Source organism: Gordonia sp. NPDC003422 (genome assembly GCF_053588675.1).
Genome location: NZ_JBSFQL010000001.1, coordinates 210977 through 231918, shown reverse-complemented (window position 1 = coordinate 231918; position 20942 = coordinate 210977). Strand labels below are relative to the sequence as shown.

Annotated in this window: 19 protein-coding genes; 16 read left to right on the top strand and 3 right to left on the bottom strand. The window is 65.7% G+C overall.

All coding sequences use genetic code 11. The features are described 5' to 3' along the window. Positions 1-292 precede the first annotated feature (292 nt). The 7 genes from ACWDTF_RS00885 to ACWDTF_RS00855 all read left to right on the top strand — a co-directional run bounded on the left by ACWDTF_RS00885 (position 293) and on the right by ACWDTF_RS00855 (position 7808). The gene (locus tag ACWDTF_RS00885) at positions 293-2290 is read left to right on the top strand and encodes a DUF222 domain-containing protein (protein ID WP_449753849.1); all 1998 of its coding nucleotides are present in this window, start codon (positions 293-295) and stop codon (positions 2288-2290) included. 135 nt (positions 2291-2425) lie between these two features. Continuing rightward, entirely contained in the window at positions 2426-4342 is a 1917-nt protein-coding gene (locus ACWDTF_RS00880; RefSeq protein WP_449753848.1) for a hypothetical protein, read from the top strand. A 136-nt stretch (positions 4343-4478) separates the two neighbouring features. Beyond that, positions 4479-4673: a hypothetical protein gene (locus tag ACWDTF_RS00875; RefSeq protein WP_240860696.1), complete on the top strand. Its 195-nt coding sequence runs from the start codon at positions 4479-4481 to the stop codon at positions 4671-4673. Positions 4674-4932: 259 nt separating this feature from the next. Further along, positions 4933-5814 carry a DUF3558 family protein gene (locus ACWDTF_RS00870; protein ID WP_240860697.1) on the top strand — a complete coding sequence of 294 codons (882 nt, stop codon included), beginning with the start codon at positions 4933-4935 and terminating at the stop codon, positions 5812-5814. Continuing rightward, positions 5811-6347: a DUF3558 domain-containing protein gene (locus tag ACWDTF_RS00865; RefSeq protein WP_240860698.1), complete on the top strand. Its 537-nt coding sequence runs from the start codon at positions 5811-5813 to the stop codon at positions 6345-6347. Before ACWDTF_RS00870 ends, ACWDTF_RS00865 begins: the two co-directional genes overlap by 4 nt. Continuing rightward, positions 6344-6886, top strand: a complete 543-nt coding sequence (locus ACWDTF_RS00860) for a DUF3558 domain-containing protein (RefSeq protein ID WP_240860699.1) — start codon at positions 6344-6346, stop codon at positions 6884-6886. The genes ACWDTF_RS00865 and ACWDTF_RS00860 overlap by 4 nt, the downstream gene beginning before the upstream one ends. A gap of 1 nt (position 6887) precedes the next feature. After that, positions 6888-7808, top strand: coding sequence for an SMP-30/gluconolactonase/LRE family protein (locus tag ACWDTF_RS00855; RefSeq protein ID WP_449753847.1), 921 nt, complete (start codon positions 6888-6890; stop codon positions 7806-7808). Here ACWDTF_RS00855 and ACWDTF_RS00850 read toward each other — a convergent pair. Further along, on the bottom strand, positions 7798-8634 hold the full coding sequence (locus ACWDTF_RS00850) for an acyl-[acyl-carrier-protein] thioesterase (RefSeq protein WP_240860703.1): 837 nt from the start codon (positions 8632-8634) through the stop codon (positions 7798-7800). The genes ACWDTF_RS00855 and ACWDTF_RS00850 overlap by 11 nt on opposite strands. 102 nt (positions 8635-8736) lie before the next feature. On the opposite strand from ACWDTF_RS00850, the gene ACWDTF_RS00845 reads away from it, so the two are divergent. From ACWDTF_RS00845 to ACWDTF_RS00825, 5 genes are all read left to right on the top strand, one after another. Further along, the gene (locus ACWDTF_RS00845; RefSeq protein WP_240860704.1) at positions 8737-10416 is read left to right on the top strand and encodes an FAD-dependent oxidoreductase; all 1680 of its coding nucleotides are present in this window, start codon (positions 8737-8739) and stop codon (positions 10414-10416) included. A 2-nt stretch (positions 10417-10418) separates the two neighbouring features. Beyond that, positions 10419-11723, top strand: a complete 1305-nt coding sequence (locus tag ACWDTF_RS00840) for a glycosyltransferase family 4 protein (protein ID WP_240860705.1) — start codon at positions 10419-10421, stop codon at positions 11721-11723. Next, positions 11717-12442: a class I SAM-dependent methyltransferase gene (locus tag ACWDTF_RS00835; RefSeq protein ID WP_240860706.1), complete on the top strand. Its 726-nt coding sequence runs from the start codon at positions 11717-11719 to the stop codon at positions 12440-12442. Before ACWDTF_RS00840 ends, ACWDTF_RS00835 begins: the two co-directional genes overlap by 7 nt. Further along, positions 12439-13518: a prenyltransferase gene (locus ACWDTF_RS00830; protein ID WP_433256254.1), complete on the top strand. Its 1080-nt coding sequence runs from the start codon at positions 12439-12441 to the stop codon at positions 13516-13518. The genes ACWDTF_RS00835 and ACWDTF_RS00830 overlap by 4 nt, the downstream gene beginning before the upstream one ends. 201 nt (positions 13519-13719) lie before the next feature. Next, complete coding sequence (locus tag ACWDTF_RS00825; protein ID WP_355273964.1) at positions 13720-14577, top strand: LLM class F420-dependent oxidoreductase; 858 nt, start codon at positions 13720-13722, stop codon at positions 14575-14577. A 232-nt stretch (positions 14578-14809) separates the two neighbouring features. On the opposite strand, the gene ACWDTF_RS00820 is transcribed toward ACWDTF_RS00825, so the two are convergent. Next, a complete protein-coding gene (locus ACWDTF_RS00820) occupies positions 14810-15409 on the bottom strand; it encodes a TetR/AcrR family transcriptional regulator (RefSeq protein WP_449753846.1) in 600 nt (199 codons plus the stop codon). Between the two features lie 149 nt (positions 15410-15558). Between ACWDTF_RS00820 and ACWDTF_RS00815 the strand changes: the two genes are divergently transcribed. From ACWDTF_RS00815 to ACWDTF_RS00800, 4 genes are read left to right on the top strand one after another with little or no spacing between them, the layout of a single operon-like run. Next, complete coding sequence (locus tag ACWDTF_RS00815) at positions 15559-16950, top strand: flavin-containing monooxygenase (RefSeq protein ID WP_355274056.1); 1392 nt, start codon at positions 15559-15561, stop codon at positions 16948-16950. Beyond that, on the top strand, positions 16947-17882 hold the full coding sequence (locus ACWDTF_RS00810; protein WP_449753845.1) for an alpha/beta hydrolase: 936 nt from the start codon (positions 16947-16949) through the stop codon (positions 17880-17882). The genes ACWDTF_RS00815 and ACWDTF_RS00810 overlap by 4 nt, the downstream gene beginning before the upstream one ends. Further along, positions 17879-18634: an SDR family NAD(P)-dependent oxidoreductase gene (locus ACWDTF_RS00805; RefSeq protein ID WP_449753844.1), complete on the top strand. Its 756-nt coding sequence runs from the start codon at positions 17879-17881 to the stop codon at positions 18632-18634. The genes ACWDTF_RS00810 and ACWDTF_RS00805 overlap by 4 nt, the downstream gene beginning before the upstream one ends. Positions 18635-18674: 40 nt before the next feature. Beyond that, positions 18675-20180, top strand: coding sequence for an MFS transporter (locus tag ACWDTF_RS00800; protein WP_449753843.1), 1506 nt, complete (start codon positions 18675-18677; stop codon positions 20178-20180). A gap of 2 nt (positions 20181-20182) precedes the next feature. Here ACWDTF_RS00800 and ACWDTF_RS00795 read toward each other — a convergent pair whose 3' ends face one another. Then, complete coding sequence (locus ACWDTF_RS00795; protein ID WP_449753842.1) at positions 20183-20878, bottom strand: class I SAM-dependent methyltransferase; 696 nt, start codon at positions 20876-20878, stop codon at positions 20183-20185. Positions 20879-20942: the final 64 nt, after the last annotated feature.

Here is a 20942-nt window from a genome sequence, read left to right as displayed (position 1 = left end):
TGTACTAAGTCGGTCGGGGAGGGATTTCGATGTACGACGTTCGGTCGGGAAGTGCCGCACAGTCGACGATTTCGAGTGCACAGTCAACGAACAAGTCGCGGCCGAACAGAATTGTCGGTGCTGTGTTCTACCCTGTACTCAGCAATTGGGGGAGGGATTCAGATGTACGACGCTTATCCGGAAACGTGCTGCACAGTCGACCATTTCGAATGTACCTCTACCGATCAGAGTCTGGCCGAACGGAATTGTCGGTGTCGTGTTCTAGTCTGAATCCAGTGAATCGGGGAAGGGGGTGACTGCTTTGTCAGAGGATCAAGAATCGGCGTCCGAGGATCAAGAGTCGGCCGACACCGCAGCAACGGTGCAGTGGCCGCAGATCGACGCTGCCGTGTTGGGTCTACCTGATCTCGCGGTGATCGACGACGAGGAGGCGGTGTCGATCAACGAGTTGGTCGCTTCGTTCGAGCAGGCCGCACACGGCACGTCGTTCTTGGCGTGGCGCTCGTATCAGGTTGCCGCCGAACTACATACCCGGCTGGTGGAGCCGACGATGGATGACGACACCGACTGGATCGATCAGCGCGCGCAGTGCGCGATGCGGATCGCGGCGTCGCTGGCGATCTCTCAGTTGACGGCCGAGTGTTTGTTGGGCGAGGCGCTCGCCCTGCGGGATCGGCTGCCGCTGGTGTCGGCCTGTTTGCGTGACGGTGTGCTCACCAAGGCGCAGACCGTCGCGATCGTCGGCCGCACCGATCTGGTGGATGGTGAACACATCGGCGAGGTGGATGCCGCGATCACCAAGGAACTTCGTAAACGCCGCGGCCGGTGGTCGCCCCAAGCGATCCGGGATCTGGCCGACCGGATCGTGTTCCGCCACGACCCCGACGCGGTGCGGGAACGCCGTAAGCATGCCAAAGGCCAACGTGCGGTGTGGGTCGAGGACCTCGGCGATGGGATGGCCACCCTGGCGGCGTCGATGACCGCGGAGAACGCGCGTATCGCGGTCGCCGCGGTCCAGGCGTTGGCAGGCACCGTGTGCTCCAAGGATGGTCGGGGGAAACGGGCCCGCAACTCCGATGCGGCGTTCGCCCTGTTGTCGGGCACCCGGTTTGAATGCCAGTGTGGGCGTGCCGAGTGTGATGCCGAGATTCCCGAACCCGGAACGCTGCCGCCGGCCCAGGCGCGGATCGTGTTGCATGTGGTGTGCGAGGAAACCACCCTCACCGACGAGTCGAACACCACTCCCGCGCATATGAATGGGTTCGGGGTGATCTCGGCCGAGCATGCCCGCGAACTCGCACAACGCCCCGACGCGGTCATCAAACCCATCAACCCCCAACCCGCACCAGCCCAGCCGACTCCGACCCCGCCAGGTGACCTTTCTGACGACGCCACCACCCCGCTCCCTGAGGTGCGAGGAGCGCAAGCGACGAGCCTCGAAGGGCCTGGCGAGACAGCGTCGGACACCACGCCACCGGTCTGTGACGTGCCCGAAGCAGCGTCGGTCGACGAAGGCATCCCCCCGCTCCCTGAGGTGCGAGGAGCCCTGGCCGCCGGATTGAGTAAGGACCGGGCGAGCCTGCGAGCCGGGACCGCATCGAAATCGCAGGGCCTCGAAGGGCCTGGTGAGAAGCCATCGAAGCCGGCCACTGACAAGCCCGTGAACTGTGAGAAACCCACCAGGGGTAACCCGGATTTCTGGCGCCGCATCCCCGAACCCGAACCCACACCATTGCCACCGAGCGCGATACTGCCGGGTCTTGCGCCGCACCTGCCGTCGGATCCGTATCGGCCTTCGACCGCGCTGATCACCTACATCCTGTCCCGTGAGGGCACGTGTTCGGTTCCCGGCTGCACCAAACCGGCCTGGGAATGCGAACTCGACCATGTCTCCGAGTACAACCATGACGACCCGTACGCCGGTGGGCACACCGACCCCGCCGGGATCGGCGCCAAATGCCGATTCCACCACCTGGCGAAAACCCTCACCGACTTCATCGACGACCAAATCCTCGACGAACACGGCCGCCCGCACACCACCTGGATCACCCCCGAAGGACTCGTACTACCCGGGCGGGCCGACTCGATCATCGACATCGTGCCCGCCCTCGGCCGAATCCGGTGGCGCCCCGCCGACACCCGCACCCGACCGCGGGTCATCTTCGACGGCACCGGCGAACTCCCCAAGAAACGACGCCGACCCCGCACCGTCGACAAACACCTCCGCCGACAACGCGAACGCCTCCGTAACCGACTCCGCATCGAAGCCGAACCCCCACCGCCGTTCTAGTGGTGTGGGTCGGCTGACCCATAGAATTTTCGCCTCAATCCGCGACTCTTGAGGAAATCTTGCAAATCGCACACCTTGGGGATCGCTCATGCTTAAATAACGGTCGTTAAGGTTCCATTAAGGAAAGTTGGACGCATGACCAGGTTGGGGCGCAACGCAATTCGACGTTCTGAGAAGGAAGCGAGGCGCCGCAACCGCGAGGAGAAACGCGGCCGCCGCGTTGCCGCGGGCGTTGCCGCATTGGCGACGGTTGCTGCCGTGGGGGCCGGGCAGGTCATGGCGGATGCGCCGGCTATGGCCGCCACTCCGGATTACGAATCTGAGTTGAACAGCGCCCTCTTGAACCCGACCGGTCAGCTTGGCGACTTAATTGCCGACATCGCCGAAAGCAACGCAGGATCAGCCCTCCTGAATGCCCTGCGCATCCAGATGTGCGCGAACGGCGGCACCAGTGGTGGCGCGGACTGCTCCCTCTCGTCCGAAGGTATTGGGATCGCGGTAGTTCTGCCAGATCGCATCGAGCTTGTTCCGCGAGTGGCCGTCGGAGACGATCCCGAGGGCCTGTACAACGGCATCGCTGGCCTGTTGAATTCGGTTCCGCCCCCGCCGAAGCGATCGGACTACCCGGCTGGACTCGGGGGCACCGGAGACTATCTCGCTGCACTCCTCAATTGGGGCAACGTCAACGGTGCGAATGGTGTCCTCGTTGCGGTGTTGCAGAAGATTGTCGGCGTCGATCTTCCGATCCAGGGGCCGCCGGAAACAACGGGTTCGGCGCGAGTTATCGGCTACGCAGGAAATCAATTCGCGCTTGCCTTCCGTAACGGCAACGCCACTGCGATCTCGTTCCTACCAATCAGTCTCGCAACAGCAGGAGCGAGTGACGGCGAAACTGCATTTTCGTTTGCACTCGTCGGAATGGCGCACGCGTGGAACACCGGCGAGCTGCCATTGACGATCCTGGGGGACAACACTCCCTCACCGCTCGGTGTGCCCCTCGACCTTCCGGAGATCCCTGGTGTGAAGGGCGTCAGCTGCTATGGCGGCCTGACCGTTGGGTATGCGAGTGGTGTTGGAGCTTGTGCAAATATCGTGGGTACGTTCGACTTCCGCTGGAATGCGGAAGACAACGAATTCCAATTCGCGTTGACCGATCCGACTGCCCTCATCTCCGATCCGATCGGTGTGCTGAGCGACGTCATCACCGACATTCTTGGCGGACAACCATTCACCCTGAGTAAAGACTTCGCCCGACTCTCGATCGGGGGCAGCCAGTATGACCTCCTGAGCGGCAACTTCTTCCGGCTCACCAGTGACTACGGTTTTGACGAGCCCGTCGAAATCGATTGGCTTGGACAGAAAGTCACTCTGTATCCGATGGTGGATACCGACGGTAATGGCACTCCGGACAAGGTCAATTACCTTGGCCTGCCACAGTTCACGTTCGGCGACTTGAACACGAGCGGGATCGTTCCCTCCGTGAAGCAGTACACGTTCAACTTCCCGTTCGGCATCTCGCCGGCCAGCGGTCCCTATGTGCTTCCGGCCACGCCCAACACCCTCAGCACCCTTTCGACGTTCTCATTGAACGCCGACGAAAGCGACACCCCGTCGCCGAGCTTGCTGCGTACGACGACGACCACCACCGACGACACCACCGAGGCTGAACCAGAGAAGGTCACCACGATCGCTGCGCCGGTGGACACCACCGAGGACGAGGTCACGACCGACAAGACTGCAGACACCACAACCACGACCACCGACAATTCGACTGACAACAAGGACCAGTCGAACAACTACGTCGGCAAGCATCGGTCGGAGAACAAGGGCGGCTACGTCGGCAAGCACCGCTCGGAAAGCAAGAACGACAACGAGGGCTCCGACAACAAGGGTTCCGACAACAAGGACTCCGCGTCGACCAAGTCCGACAACAAGGGCTCATCGGAGAACAAGTCCGACGACAACGGTTCCTCCGAGAACAAGGGCTCCGACTCGAGCAGCAACTCGAACAGCAGCAACAGCTCCAACAACGGATCGGGCAACGAAAGCTAGGCCGGCCAGCCCATCCCCACAAACGACGCCCCGGCGCGGAACCCCCGACCGCGCCGGGGCGTCATCCATTCCAGAACCCGGCAACCCGGGCGGCGCGTCTACAGTGGAGACCACCGCCCGAGCAGAGGAGCGCGCCATGGAGATCGATCGGCAGAAGAGTCAGGCCCTGTCACAGGTCGTCCGCCAGCATCCGGGTATGAGCCTCGCCGCCATCTCGCCGGCCATCGTCGTGTTCGGCGTCGTCTGGTTCCTCACCAATTTCTGGCTCGCCTTCATCCTTGCCGTCGTCGCAGGCGGAGTCGGGTACTACCTCCTCACCCGCAAGAGCTGACACAACGGCCCCCGAACCTAGGGCGTGTCTCCCATTGCCCTTTGCGGGTCTTGACGGCCTGATTCTCCCCTGGCGGCGTTGTCGTCGGTCACGATAGCTGCCGCTATCGCTTCCTCCTCCGCCTTGCCAGGAAAGAATCGGCTCCGCCAATCCCTCGCAGAAGCAATGGAAGACACGCCTTGGGCCGTATATCGAGATCGCACAGCTAGAGTGGTGGCCACCGAACCAGTCGGCGCGACGGAGGGAGCACCAGCCAACCGTGTCCACCCGCGTTGATGCCTGGATCTGGGCGATCCGACTGACCAAGACCCGTTCCGCAGCGGGAGCCGCATGCCGCGGCGGGCACGTCCGCGTCAACGGCGCCACCGCGAAACCGGCACAACCCATCGTCCCCGGCGACGAGATCCGGGTGCGCCTGGCCGGACGCGAACGCATCGTCGAAGTCACCAAACTCATCAGCAAACGCGTGTCCGCCCCGATGGCCGCCGAATGCTACATCGACCGCAGCCCGCCACCACCCCCGCGTGAGATCGTCGCAAGCCAGCCCCGACGCGACCGTGGCGCCGGCCGACCGACGAAACGTGAACGGCGACAACTCGATCAACTACGCGGCGGATTCCTCATCGCACTTGTTGCCGTCGTCGCACTCGCCATCGCCGGATGTTCGTCCGACGACGACACCCCCGACCCCGCCAAAGCGTCCACCCCCACAGCGCCCGGCCGCGCCGGCGAGGGGCCCTTCTTCGGCGCATGCGGCGGCGTCACCACCGAAGAGGTCATCTCCATCACCCGGCTTGGCGGCCTCACCAACACCATCAACAACACGTCGGTGTGCGAGTGGGACAGCAGCGGCACACGCACCGGGCCGGTGGCGTCGTTCAACTGGTACCGCGGATCGCCGATCGGCCGCGAACGTGCCACCGAACAACTCTCCCGCGCGTCGACCACCGACATCGAGATCAACGGCCACCGGGGCTTCATCGCGCACGACGCGGAGGGCATCTGCGAGGTCGGCATCGAATTCGGCGCCGACTTCTTCGAATGGTCAGTCAGCGCAGGCACCAACGGCGGCCAGACCGTCGAGCAGGTCTGCCAGGCCACCCGGGAACTGTCCCGCCTGTCGATCGAGCGAGCGTCATGATCAGGTGGCTGACCGTCCTCACGATCGCTGCTCTCGCGCTCACCGCATGTTCGTCCGACGACGACACCGCAGACCCCGGCGGACCGCAGGGGCCAACCGCCCCCGGACGCGCCGGCGCCGGACCGTTCTTCGGCGCATGCGGCGGCGTCGACACCGACGAGGTCGTGCAGATCACCGGCTTCGGCCAGATGGCCAACACCGTCAACAACCCGTCGGCCTGCGTGTGGAGCGCCGACGCGCTGCAGAACTCATCCGTCGCATCGTTCAACTGGTACCGCGGATCGCCGATCGGCCGCGAACGCGCGACCGTCCAGCTGTCCAAGGACACGGTCGTCGACGTCGACATCAACGGCCACCGCGGGTTCATCGCGTCCAGCCCGACCATCTGCGAGATCGGCATACAGTTCGACGCCGACTTCTTCGAGTGGTCGGTCCGATCGGGCGTCAGCCCAGCCGAGGGGGGACCAGCCATCGACCAGATCTGCGCGGCAGCCAAACAGCTGTCCCGAATGTCCATCGAGCGTGCGTCATGAAACGAGCGCTCTCCCTCCTCGTCGTGGCACTGTTCGCGCTGGTCACCTTCACAGCCTGCTCCGACGACAACAACAACGACGCAAGCCCCTCGACGTCGCAGACCAAGGGCAACGTCGACACCGACCGCTACGACAAGCTCACCCTCGAATGCGAGATCCTCTCCACCCAGCAGATCGCCGAAGTCGTCGGCGGCCCGGACGCCTTCGCCCGCGGAACGTTCTTCGGCGCCATTTGCCGCTGGGTGGTCAACGGCCCGACCGTCTCGAACGTGACGTTCAACTGGTTCGAATGGGGCAACCTCAACGTCGAGAAGGACACCGCCAAACGCCTCGGCTACCAGACCGAGAACATCCGCATCTCCAGCCAGACCGCGTTCACCCAGCGCGACCCCAACCGCCCGTCGGTCTGCGGTGTCACCGCCCGCGCACCGAGTCGCGGCATCTTCACGTGGTGGGTCGAACCTCGCGGTCCGGCACCGGCCGACGCCTGTGCGGCGCCGATAAAACTGATGGAACTGGTACTGAGCGGGGGACAGTGAGATGCGACGAATCCTTGCCCTGATGGCGGCCTTGGCCTTCGGGGCCATCGGGTCGGTTGCGGTAGCCGGGCCCGCAACAGCGGCACCGACGTGCAGCGCCACAGTCCGAACCCTCATCCCGTCACCATCGCCGACCGGGTGGGCCGAGAACCTCACCTACGACGCCGCGGGCAACCTCTGGGTGACCCGCTCACTCGACAGCACGGTGCAGCGCTACGACCGCAACAACCGGCTCACCGCGACGGTACCGGTCACCGCGCCCGGCGCGATCCGAACCGGTCCGCGCGGGAAACTGTATGTCACGTCCGGTAATTCGGCCACGAACATGCTGCCCGTCGGACCACTGACCGGAACCATCGTCACCATCGACCCACGCGCGCCACGACCGGTGGCGAAGCCATGGGCTCGCGGCCTCGGTATGCCCAACGGCCTGGCCTTCGACAAGGCCGGCAACGCCTACGTCTCCGACAGCCGACTCGGCGTCGTCCGACTGAAGCCCAACGGCAGCATCGACCGGCGCTGGTCGGCCGCCGCACCGAAGAACGTGGCACCCACCGCAACGGTCAACGGAACCGGGATCAACGGCGCTGCCATCGACGGCGACACGCTCTACGTCACCCTCACCACCAGCCTCACCGGCCGCGTCATCGCGGTGCCGCTCGCGCATCCCGAACGCGCCCGCGCGGTCGCCGACCTCACCGCGCCGCTCCCCGGGCTCGTCGACGACCTCGCAGTGATCGGACCGTCAAAGCTCGCCGTCACCACGACGCTCGGACAGCTCTACGTCGTGAACGTCCGGACCGGCAGCTCGTGCGCGGTCAACGTCGGCGCACCACTCACCGCGGTCACGGCCACGCCCGGCGACCCCACCCGGCTCGTGGTGGCGAGCGAGAACGGAACCGTCTACGTCGTCAGGCTGTGACCGGCAGCTTCGACACCGAGACCGTCGCGGCGACCTGAAGCTCGCCCGCATCGTCGGGGATGAGCATCCAGATCAGGAGACGGTCGGCTTCCCGCACGCGTCGTAGCGTGAGCGGTGTGCCGGGCACGATCGGACGCAGATACTCGATGACCGCCCGATGCGGGACGTCGACGAGGTCGGGATGGTCCACCAGTTCGTCCTCGACCGCCTCCAGATAAGCGGCGTTGTTGAGGTGCTTGAACGGGTCGAAATCGGTGATGCGCAGGACGTGCGGCCGGTCGGGCAGCTCGATGTCGTCGGCCGCGGGCGCCTTGTCGGGGTTCATCGACTTCCAGCGCAGCCGATGCTCGTCGGTCATGGCCGACAGCATCTCGAAAGCGTCGTCGGTGAGGCGGGACGGCATGCCCTGCTCGTTGACGTTGATCCAGAACGCCTCGGTCTCGATCAGGCCTGGTTCGCGCTGATCCGGATTGAACCGGTTGGTCTCGTGGTCGGCCTGCAGCCGCACCCGCATGTTGGTCCACCGGGTCGAGAGAGCCCCGCACCAGCGTTGCGCGGTGAAGCCTGCCGGCCACGAGATCGGACGGATCACGTCGATGATGGTCCGACGCACAATCCAGAACGGATCGGTGTCACGGAACTCGGTGACCTCGATGTTGTCGTTGGCGACGTCCTGCAGGTAGCGTGCGACCGCATCCAGTCGGACCCGCATCTCCTGGTCGACATCACCGGTGCGTACCCGGTATTCGCCCTCGAAATACCGGGCACCTTCCTTGCGTTCGGACAGCCCTTCGAACGGTGGCGGCACGGGGGTCGGCGCTTTCACTCAGCGGGTCCTCTCCTAGGACGGCGGCGGGTTTCTGGTTAAGATACATTCAGCCCGAAAACTAGAACACGTTCCACGTATCGGATTCCGAGGAAACAGCAGATGGCGCACGTAATTACCCGACCATGTTGCAACGATGCCAGTTGCGTCAGCGTGTGTCCGGTGAACTGCATCCACCCGACGCCTGACGAGCCGGAGTTCTTCACCGCCGAGTCGCTGTACATCGACCCGGAGACCTGCATCGACTGCGGTGCGTGCATCGACGAATGCCCGGTCGAGGCGATCATCCCCGACGACTCTCTCGAAGAACGCGACGAGCCGTACCTGCAGATCAACGCCGATTACTACAAGGATCACGACGTCGAAGGCGGGCTGGTGCCGCCCAAGAAGGCGCCGCAGCTGCCCGACAAGGAACTGCACGTCGCGATCATCGGCGCCGGCCCGGCCGCGTTCTACGCTGCCGAAGAGCTGGTGCGCAAGCCGTCGGTCAGGGTCGACATGTTCGAACGCCTGCCCGTGCCGTACGGCCTCGTGCGCGCCGGCGTCGCCCCCGACCACGCAGCCACCAAGGGTGTGGAGAAGACCTTCGCGTCGGTCGCGGCCAAGAAGAACTTCCAGTACTTCCTCAACGTCGAGGTCGGTAAGCACATCAGCCACGACGAACTCGTCGCTCGGTACCACGCGGTGATCTACGCGGTCGGCGCGGCAACCGACAAACGACTCGGCATCGACGGCGAGGACCTGCGCAACTCGCTGCCCGCCACCCAGTTCGTCGCCTGGTACAACGGGCACCCCGATTTCGCGAACCTCGACGTCGACCTGTCGTCGGAGCGCGCGGTGGTCGTCGGCAACGGCAATGTCGCGCTCGACGTCGCGCGGATCCTGGTGTCCGACCCCGACGACCTCGCGAAGACCGACATCGCCGAGCACGCTGTCGCCGCCCTGCGCGACTCGAACATCGACGAAGTGGTGCTTCTCGGCCGGCGCGGCGTCGCCCAGGCGGCCTACACCAACAGCGAGTTCCTCGCGCTCGGCGACGTCGAGGGCGTGGATGTGGTGATCGACCCCGACGAACTCGTCCTCGACGATGCGACGCAGGCCGCGCTCGACGACGACACGCTCGATTCGACGATCGCCACCAAGATCCGGCTCGCCCGCGAATTCGCCGAGCGACCCCAGACACCGGGCAACAAGCGCATCGTGTTCCGCTTCCTCACGTCGCCGGTCGAGATCGAGGGGACCGACGCCGTCGAAAAGCTCGCCTGTGTGCGCAACGCATACGCCGAGGGAGTCGCCGGTCGGATCGCTGTGACACCCACCGAGGACCGCTTCGACATCGATGCCGGGCTGGTGCTTCGGGCCATCGGATATCGCGGGGTGCCGGTAACCGATCTACCCTTCGATGAGGGGCGCGGCGTCGTGCCCAACACCGAGGGGCGGGTGCAGGATGCCGCCGACGGGAATGTGATGCCCGGCCTGTACGTGACGGGCTGGATCAAACGCGGAGCCACCGGAGGGATCGGGATGAATCGGATGTGCGGGCACGAGACCGCCGAAGCGGTGCTCAAGGACTTCGTCGACGCGACGATCGACGACCCGACGACCTCGCGAGACGACGTCACCGACCTCGTCACCGATCGCGGCGCGCACCGCATCGCGCTCGACGGCTGGAAAGCCATCGACGCGGCAGAGAAGAGCGCCGGACGAGCCGCCGGGAAACAGCGCCTCAAGTTCGTCAGCATCACCGACTTCGAGTCGGCCGCCGCCGGAACGGCGCAGTAGTCGTGCGGGTCGCATTGTTGTCCTACCGCAGCAAGCCTCATTGCGGTGGGCAGGGAGTCTACGTCCGTCACCTCAGCCGCGAACTGGCGCTGCTTGGCCATTCCGTCGAGATCTTCTCGGGTGCGCCGTACCCGGAGCTCGACCAGTCCGCCATCGACGCCGGTGTCACGGTCACCAAGGTGCCCAGCCTCAATCTCTACGACGAGCCCGATCCGTTCCGGACGCCGCGTCCGGGGGAGTACCGCGACTGGATCGACGTGCTCGAGGTCGGATCGATGTGGACGGCGAGCTTCGGTGAACCGCTCACCTTCAGCCTGCGTGTCGCGCGGCTGCTGAAGGAGCGTCGCGACGACTTCGACATCGTGCACGACAACCAGTGCCTCGGCTACGGATTGCTCGACATCCAAAAGGCCGGGTTCCCGCTGATCGCGACCATCCACCATCCGATCACCCGCGACCGGACGCTGGCCGTCAAGGCGGCCAAGGGGTGGCGCAAGATCAGCGCCTGGCGCTGGCACTCCTTCCTGCGGATGCAGGGCCGGGTGTCGCGGCGAATCCCGGAACTGCTGACGGTGTCGCGCAGCAGCGAGGTCGACATCCGCAAGGCCTTCGACATCCCGTCGGGCCGGATCACCACCATCCCGCTGGGCGTGGACACCGAGGTGTTCAAGCCAGGCGCCGGGAGCGGAGCGAGCGGGCCGAATGTTACTGCCCCCGAGCGTGTACCCGGCCGGATCGTGTGCGTGGCCAGTGCCGACGCCCCGCTCAAGGGGGTGTCGTACCTGTTGGAGGCGGTCGCGAAGCTCTCCGCCGAGCGCGATGTCGAACTCGTGCTGGTGTCCAAACTCGACCCGAACGGGCCGTCGGCCAAGATGATCGACGATCTCGCCATCGGTGACCGGGTGTCGGTGGTGTCGGGCCTGGAGGACGAGGAACTCGCCGAGCTCCTCGCATCCGCCGAAGTCGCCTGTGTCCCTTCGCTGTACGAGGGATTCTCGCTGCCGGCGGTGGAGGCGATGAGCTGCGGGACGCCGTTGGTCGCGACCCGCGCGGGGGCGATCCCGGAGGTCGTCGGCACGGGTGAGGAAGCCGCGATCCTGGTGCCGCCGCGCGATTCCGGACGCCTGGCCCAGGCGATCGGACGCCTGCTCGGCGACGCCGATCTGCGTGCCCGGCTCGGGGCCGGGGGCCGAACGCGGGCCGAAGAGAACTACAGCTGGGCCGCCGTCGCCGCGAAAACCGCGGCACACTATGAGACAGTCTTGGCCAAGGCAGGGCTGCCGACCGAAGGGAAAACCGAGTGCTGACAGTTGATTTCGACCGGCTGGGCGTGGGATCGGGCACCAAGGCCATCGACATCGGGGCGGGACAGGGCCGGCACTCCTTCGAGATGTTCCGGCGCGGAGCCGACGTCATCGCCTTCGACATGTCCGAGTCCGACATGGCCGACGTCGGCGAGATGTTCGACGCGATGATGGCCGAAGGGCACGTCCCGGCGTCGGCCAAGGCGCGTGCCGAGGTCGGCGACGCGCTGCGACTTCCCTACGCCGACAACAGCTTCGACGTGGTCTTGATGTCGGAGATCCTGGAGCATGTGCCGGCCGACGAGGCCGCGATGGCCGAGATGGTGCGCATCCTCAAGCCGGGCGGACTCGCCGCGGTGACGGTGCCGCGCTATTGGCCGGAGAAGGTGTGCTGGGCACTGTCCGACGAGTACCACGAGGTCGAAGGTGGACACGTCCGGATCTACAAGGCATCCGAACTCTCGGACAAGCTGACCGCCGCGGGCCTCGAGGTCACCGGAACCGACCACGCCCACGCCCTGCACGCACCGTACTGGTGGCTCAAATGTGCTGTCGGCGTGGAGAACAACGACAATCTGCTGGTCAAGGGCTACCACAAGCTGCTGGTCTGGGACATGATGAGCAAGCCGTGGCTCACCCGCGTCGGCGAGCAGGCGCTCAACCCGGTCATCGGAAAATCGGTGGCCCTGTATCTGCGTAAGCCCGACACCGCTTCTTCATGACGGCGCTCCCCGTCGACGACGACACGTCGGCTGACTACCCGCACGTGCCCGGCGTGGTGAGCGCCGAGCAGATGCGGGCCACCGGCGTGGCCATCGTCGGCATGCAGGAGTCCTCCGGCGCACTGCCGTGGTTCCCGGGCGGCCAGACCGACCCCTGGGATCACATCGAATCAGCAATGGCGTTGTCGGTGACCGGCTTCCACGACGAAGCCGAAGCGGCGTACGAGTGGTCGCGGCGCATGCAGCGCACCGACGGCTCGTGGCCGATCCGCACCGTGGTCGGCCGCATCGAAGACGACGGCGTCGACAGCAACTTCTGCGCCTACATCGCGGTCGGCGTGTGGCACCACTACCTCATCACCGGCGACGAGCGATTCCTGGAACGCATGTGGCCCGTCGTATGGTCGGCCATCGACTGCGTACTCCGATTCCAGCGGGAAGACGGGGCCTTCCGCTGGGGCGGGGATACCGCGGGCAACATGTTCGACGAAGCCCAGATCACCGGCAACGCCAGCATCTTCCAGGCGCTCGACTGCGCGCTCCACATCGCCGTCGAAGTGGATCAGCCCGAAAAGGACTGGATTCGAGCGCATTCCGCGCTCGGCGACGCCATCCGAACCGACCTCGCCCGCGACCGGTGGGAGATCTTCCAGCCGCCGTCGGAGCATTCGATGGACTGGTACTACCCGATCCTCGGTGGAGCCCTGCGCGGCACGGCCGGGCAGGAACTGATCGCGCGGCGGTGGGACGAATTCGTGGTCCCCGGCCGCGGCGTCCGATGCGTCGACCACCGGCCCTGGGTCACCGGCGCCGAAACCTGCGAACTCGCACTCGCACTGGATGCGTTGGGCGACACCGACGATGCCATCTCCCTCATCGCGTCCATCCAGCATCTCCGCGATCCCGACGGCTCCTACTGGACCGGCCTCGTCTTCGCCGACGGCAAGCGCTGGCCCGTCGAGAAGAGTTGCTGGACCTCGGCCGCCGTCATACTCGCCGCCGACGCGGTCAGCCGCACAAGCGTCGCCAACGGCATCTTCCGTGACGTCCGCCAACGACTCACCGCCGCGCACTGACGCACGCCTCACCGCCGCTCCATCCGCTCCCTGAGGTGCGAGGAGCGCTGGCGACGAGCGTCGAAGGGCTGGTGAGACGCCGTCCATAGCTCGCGCTCAGATGCCCCCCTGGTGACCTGGCGCACAATCAACTAGACTAGTGTCCAGTCAACCGTCCGGCGCAGCCTCGGACGGCAGCAATGGCGCATCAACGGAGGGCCCATGGAATTCGGAATCGTGCAGTTCACCAGCGATCGCGGGCTCAAGCCGCACGTGCTCGCGCCACTGATCGAGGACGCCGGGTTTGCGTCGTACTACGTCCCGGAGCACGGTCACATCCCCACCCGGCGTGACGCCGCGCACCCGCGCACCGGCGATGCCTCACTGCCCGACGATCGCTACATGCGCACCCTCGACCCCTGGACCTCGCTCGCCGCCGCGGCAGCAGTCACCGAACGCATCCGCCTCGCCACCGCCGTCGCCCTGCCCGTGCAGTCCGACCCCATCACGCTCGCCAAGACCATCGCGACGCTCGACCACATCTCCGACGGACGCGTCACGCTTGGCGTCGGATTCGGTTGGAACCTGGACGAATTGAGCGACCACAACGTCCCGCCGAAGCGCCGCCGGACGATGCTGCGCGAGTATCTCGAGGCGATGCGCGCGCTGTGGACCGAGGAAGAAGCCGAGTTCGACGGCGAATTCGTGCAATTCGGCCCCAGCTGGGCGTGGCCCAAGTCGACCCAGTCGCACATCCCGGTCCAGGTGGGGGCGGCCGGCAACGAGAAGAACTTCAAGTGGATCGCACGCAGCGCCGACGGCTGGATCACCACCCCCGGCGAGGAAGACATCGAAGGATCGGTGAGCCTCCTCAAGCAGATCTGGGCCGACGCCGGACGCGAAGGCGACCCCGACGTCGTCGTGCTCGACTTCAAACCGATCCCGGAGAAGCTCGAGAAGTGGCGCGAAATCGGCGTCACCACAGTACTTTACGGACTTCCCGACGACTCCGTCGAACGTGCGAGCGGCTACCTCGCCAAGCTCGCAGGCAAACTGGGCCTCGCCCCGGCTGTGGTGTGAGCGGCGCTACCACCGCTGCCTGAACTGAATCGCGAGGAACGCAACCACCGCTGCCTGAGGTGCGACGAGCGCTAGCGAGGAGCCTCGAAGGCCCTGGTGACGGTCCCGGCTTGCTCGCCCAATTGCTTTGTCTCACCAGCCCTTCGAGGCTCTCGGCTAGCGCCTCGAGCACCTCAGGGAGCGGAAGGGCGGCGGCGCTGTGCGCCTCGAGCCGGCCGGGTAGGCGATGCGCTCACCTCGGCGCGATCGTCAGCCCCGGCATCACGTACCGGTCGAGATAGCCGCAAACCTGCGCACCGTCGTCGATGTCGACGGTGTCGCCGGGCATTGTGCCCAGGCTGATGAGTACGCGCGCAACCCATTCCGACACCTCGGCGAGGTCGTGATCGGGATGGATCTCGCCGCGCTGCTGTGCGGCATCGACGTAGCTGCGCCAGAAGATCGCGAGATCGGGTACCAGACCGCTGATTCCGGCGCCGGCGCACGCGGCGAACTCCTCGGGTTCATCGGTCCGCAGGCGCATGAGCAGGGCGCCGGGGTCGTCGTAGGCGCCGCGGCCGATGCGGACGCCGGCAGCCAACTGCGCGGAGAGCGAGTCGATGGAGTCCAACTCGCTGCGTGCACCGGACCAAAAGGATTCGTTGAGGCGCACGATCGCAGCGCCGATCATGGCCGGTTTGTCCGGATAGTGACGATAAAGCCACGCGCGGGAGACGCCGGCCACTTCGGCCACCTGCTGCATCGTCGTCGCACGAATTCCTTTGTCGGCCAGCAATTTTTCGGTGGCCGCCAGGAGACGCTCGGACACGGTCTCCGTCGATGTGTCGGTCACGTCCCCTCCGCCCTCGTCGTATTCGGCATGACGGCACTCTAACAAACCCAATAGACAGTTTCTCGAATCTGTATACAACGATGCGCGACTGGTGTAGACACAATGGAAATAGTGTCTACACAGAGAATCTATACCGACAGGGGATGGGTATGTACCGACCCACGACGGCGATCATCGGCGCCGGGATCAGCGGTTTGACCGCAGGAAAGATGTTGAACGACTACGGCGTGCCGTACACCTGCTTCGACAGTTCCGACCGGATTGGCGGCAACTGGGCGTTCGGTAACCCCAACGGGCACAGCAGTGCCTACCGCTCGCTGCACATCGACACCTCCAAGCATCAGCTGTCGTTCCGCGACTTCCCGATGCCCGACGAGTTCCCGGACTTCCCGCACCACACCCAGATCAAGCAGTACCTCGACTCCTACGCCGAAGCGTTCGGCCTGCTCGAGCGCATCGAGTTCACCAACGGCATCGTGCACGCCGAGCGTCTCGGCGGCGGGGGATGGGAACTGGAAACCCAACGCGGCGAACGACGACGGTTCGATCTGCTCGTCGTCGCCAACGGCCATCACTGGGACCCTCGATACCCGAGCTTCCCCGGTGAGTTCTCCGGCACAACACTGCACGCCCACCATTACATCGATCCGCGCACCCCGCTCGAGTTCTCCGGCAAGCGAATCCTGGTGGTGGGCTTGGGAAATAGCGCAGCCGACATCGCCGTCGAACTGTCGTCGAAGGCGCTCGACAACGAGCTGACGCTGTCGACGCGCTCGGGTGCGTGGATCGTACCGAAGTACTTCGCGGGAAAACCCGCCGACAAGTACTACAAGCTGTCGCCGCACATCCCGACCTCGTGGCAGCGCAAGTTCATGCAGGTGATGCAGCCGATGACTGCCGGACGCCCCGAGGACTACGGGCTGCCGACACCGAATCACAAGTTCTTCGAAGCACATCCGACGCAATCGGTGGAGTTGCCGCTGCGGCTCGGGTCCGGCGACATCGTCGCCAAGCCCGACATCGGCCGGCTCGACGGCCCGACCGTCCACTTCGAGGACGGCACCTCGAGTGACTTCGACATCATCATCTACGCAACGGGTTACAACATCACCTTCCCGTTCTTCGACCCCGATTTCATCAGCGCACCCGACAACCGGATCGACCTGTACAAGCGAATGTTCCATCCCGGCATCGACGATCTGATCTTTGCCGGATTTGCACAGGCGGTTCCGACGCTGTTCCCGTTCGTGGAGTGTCAGTCCCGGCTCATCGGCGCCTACGCGGTGGGTCGCTATCGGCTGCCCTCGGTCGACGAGATGCACGCGACGATAGAGGCCGACACCCAGTACTACACCGGCCACATGCTCGACCGGCCGCGTCACACCCAGCAGCTCGACTACTCGCTCTACGAATACAACATGCGCACCAAGGAATTGCCCGCGGGACTCGACCGTGCGCTCAGCAGCGGGCCACCCATGTGGGCGCGTGTCGATGCGCCGACCGGTGAACTCGCGGTCGCGGCAGGAGGTGCCGAGAAGTGACCAGCCGACACGACACCACCTTTCTCTCGCAGGGAACCATCTGCGCCGCATGGTTTTTCCCGGGACCGGACATCTCCGGTTTCGACACCGGCAACGGGCGCCCCGTGGTGGTCATGGCCCACGGATTCGCCGGCACCAAGGACTCCGGACTCGAACCGTTTGCCCAACGACTCGCCGACGCCGGGCTCGCGGTGTTCGCCTTCGACTACCGCGGCTTCGGCGCATCGGACGGCGAACCGCGACAGCGTATCTCGATGTCCGGTCAGGCCGAGGACTACCGCGCGGCGATCGCGGCGGCCAAGGAGAAGCCGGGCGTCGACCGCAACCGGGTGATCCTCTGGGGCCTGTCGCAGTCTGGCGGGCACGCGCTGATCGTCGCCGCCGACCGGGACGACGTCGCGGCGGTGATCTCACTCGTGCCGCTCGTCAATGGCGTTGCGGCCGGACGACATGCTTATCCGCAGGTCGGCGCAGCTTCGATGGTGCGCTCTACGGCCTTGGGTGTGCACAGCGCCCTGGCCGGCAAGGTCGGCCGCGAGCCGACGATGATGGCGGTGGTCGGGAAGCCCGGCGAGCGGGCCGCACTCACCGCGGACGGCTACTACGAGAGCTACACTTCCATCGCCGGACCCACCTGGCGCAATGAGGTCGACGCGTCGGTCGGGTTGGAACTGGGTAGTTTTCGTGCCGACAAGGCCGCCGAGAGGATTACCGCTCCGGTTCTCATGCAGATCGCCGACCACGATCGCGGTGCACCTCCGCAGGCTGCCGCGTCGGCCGCGTTCAAGGCACACGCTGAGGTGCGTCACTACCCGTGCGACCACTTCGACATCTTCGCCGGTCACGAATGGTTCGAACCGGCCGTCAAGCACCAGATCTCGTTCCTGACAAGGCATCTTGCACAAACCGAGACAGCGGAGGCGACCCGATGAGCGGCGCGATCGTCGTCGGCGGCGCGTCCGGGATCGGGCTGGCGAGCGCCAAGGTGCTTGCTGCTGAGGGGTTTACGGTTTGTGTCGCCGACGTCAACGCCGATGCCGCCCGTGCCGCCGCCGCCTCCATCGGTGGTACCGCGATCACCATGGACGTCACCGACGAAGACTCCGTGGCCGACGGCTTCAGCAAGCTCGACGACCTACGCGTCGTCGTCAGCTGTGCAGGGCTTTCGCTGCCCGGTGCCATCGCCGAACTCGGGCTCGAACAGTGGCAGACCACCATCGACGTCTGCCTCACCGGATCGTTCCTCGTCCTCAAGCACGCCGCACAGCACATCGTCGACGGCGGTTCCATTGTGGTCATCTCGTCGCTGAACGCGCGGCAACCGGGCGCGGGGATGGCCGGCTACTGCGCGGCAAAGGCCGGCGTCACCACCCTCGTCGAGGTGGCTGCCCTGGAGTTCGCTCCGCGCGGCATCCGCGTCAACGCGATCGCGCCGGGCTTCATCGATACCCCACTGACGGCCGGTGTCGCACTCGTCCCGGGGTTGCTCGACGAATACATCGAGAACACGCCCCTCGGGCGCGGTGGCCGCCCCGAGGAGATCGCCGACGTGGTGGCCTTCCTGGCGTCGGACAAGGCGACCTGGATCACCGGTGCTGCCTTCGACGTCAACGGCGGCGCTCACCTGCAGCGATACCCCGACGTGCTGGGGAAGGTGCGGGCCATGATGGCGCCGAGCGGCTGACGCCTTCTCGCGGCGGGCATGGAGGAGTAGCCTATCCGGAGTGAGTACCTCCGCATCTCCTGTCGGTCCCGATCCGCGCCGCTGGAAGGCACTGGTCTTCATCTGTCTGGCGCAATTGATGGTGGTGCTCGACGGCACCGTCGTGCAGATCGCCCTTCCCGACGCCAAAGTCGACCTCGGCATCAGCACCGCCAATCAGCAGTGGGTGATCACCGCCTACGCGCTGGCCTTCGGTGGCCTGCTGCTCCTCGGCGGCCGCATCGCCGACATGTGGGGCCGCCGTCGGGCACTGATGGTCGGACTCGTCGGTTTCGCGTTCGCCTCCGCGCTGGGCGGTGCCGCGGTCAACGAGGCGATGCTGTTCGGCGCGCGAGCGTTGCAAGGTGCGTTCGGCGCATTGTTGGCGCCCGCGGCCCTGTCGTTGCTGACGGTCATGTTCACCTCTCCCCAGGAGCGTGCGCGTGCATTCGGCATCTTCGGCGCGATCGCCGGCGGTGGGGCGGCAGTCGGCCTGCTTCTGGGCGGACTGCTGACGCAAGTCCTCGACTGGCGCTGGACCATGTACATCAACGTGGTGTTCGCGGCGATCGCACTGTTCGGTGCGATCGTGGAGATCAAGGAACCCGCCCGCGCGGAAACGACTACGTCGGGGCTCGACATCCTCGGCGTGATCCTGGGCGGTGGCGGTCTGGCGCTCGTCGTGTACGGATTCAGCCGTGCCGCCGAAGAGGGGTGGGGCGATACCGGCACCATCATCTGCCTGGTCGCCGCGGTGGTGTTGCTGGTGGCCTTCGTCGTCTGGCAGTCACGCTGCCGGAATCCGTTGCTGCCCTTGCGTATCGTCGCCGACCGCGCCCGCGGCGGCGCCTACCTCACCGTCGGGCTGTCGGTGATCGCGATGTTCGGGTCGTTCCTGTACCTGACGCTGTACATGCAGGTGGTCCACCACTATTCGCCACTGAGTGCGGGTGTTGCCTTCCTGCCGATGGTGCTGGGCATGCTGATCGGTTCGACTCAGATCGCGGCACGCCTGATCACGCGTGTGCCGCCCCGATTCCTCGTCGTGCCGGGCGCCTCACTGGCCGCACTCGGGATGCTGCTGCTCAGCCAGATCTCGGCGGATTCGACGCGCTATTGGAGTGTGGTGTTTCCCGCGCTGCTCCTCATCGGCATGGGGATGGGCACGGTGTTCATGACCTCGATCAACCTGGCCACCTACGGTGTCGAGCCACACGACGCGGGCGTCGCGTCGGCGATGGTCAACACCTCGCAGCAGGTCGGCGGTGCGATCGGTACGGCGCTGCTGAACACCATCGCAGCGACCGCGGCCGCCGCCTACGTCACCGACCACATGGCGTCGGTGCACGATCAGGCCAGCGCGATGGCGTTGCAGGCGGAAGCGCTCGTCCACGGCGAGAGCACCGGCTTCTACGTCGCCGCAGGGATTCTCGCCGGCGTCGCGGTGGTGGCCGGGCTGTTGATCAACGTCCGCACGCCCATCGGTGCCGCGCACGAGACCGAGCTCGCTGCCGCCCCTCCGGCCTGAAGTCAGTTACGCGGCAGCGGCTTTCCGACGTCACCACTGTCGCGGCGCAGGACTCGCAGGGAACCTTCGACGCGGATCTCGGTGAACTGTCCGGTCTCGAGCGCCTGACAGTAGATCTCGTATGGCGGACGGCCACCGTCGGCGGGGTCGGGAAAGACGTCGTGGATCAGCAGGCAGCCGCCGACCCGCACCCAGGGTGCCCAGCCGTCGAGGTCGTTCTGCGCGGCCTCCATGCTGTGTCCGCCGTCGATGAACACGACGTCGGCAGGTGAACCCCAGATGCGCGAGGCCACCGTGGACGGCGCGAGCACGCCGATGACCGTCTTCTCGAGGTCCGCGTCGAACATGGTTCGACGGAATCGGGCCGAGGTGTCCAGGGTGCCGGTGTGCGGGTCGACGAGGTCGGGGTCGTGGTACTCCCAGCCCGGCTGGTGTTCCTCGGATCCACGGTGATGGTCGACGGTGACGATCGTGGCGCGCAGCGGTTGCGCCGCAGCACCGAGGAACACAGTGGACTTTCCGCAGTAGGTGCCGATCTCGATGCCCAAGCCGACCGAATCCGGCTGCGCCAGAATCTCTTCGGCGATCTCGTACAGCGTCGTCGCCTCATCGATAGGCATGAATCCGGGTGCGGCTTCGGCGGCCGCGAGTCGCTGCGGGGTGAGCCCGGGGGATGTCTCTAGGTGCGATGAGGTCATGGCGCCGATCCTATCGAACAGCAGTGGTGCGCCTCACACCACTGGCTCGATGCCAAGTAGGGTT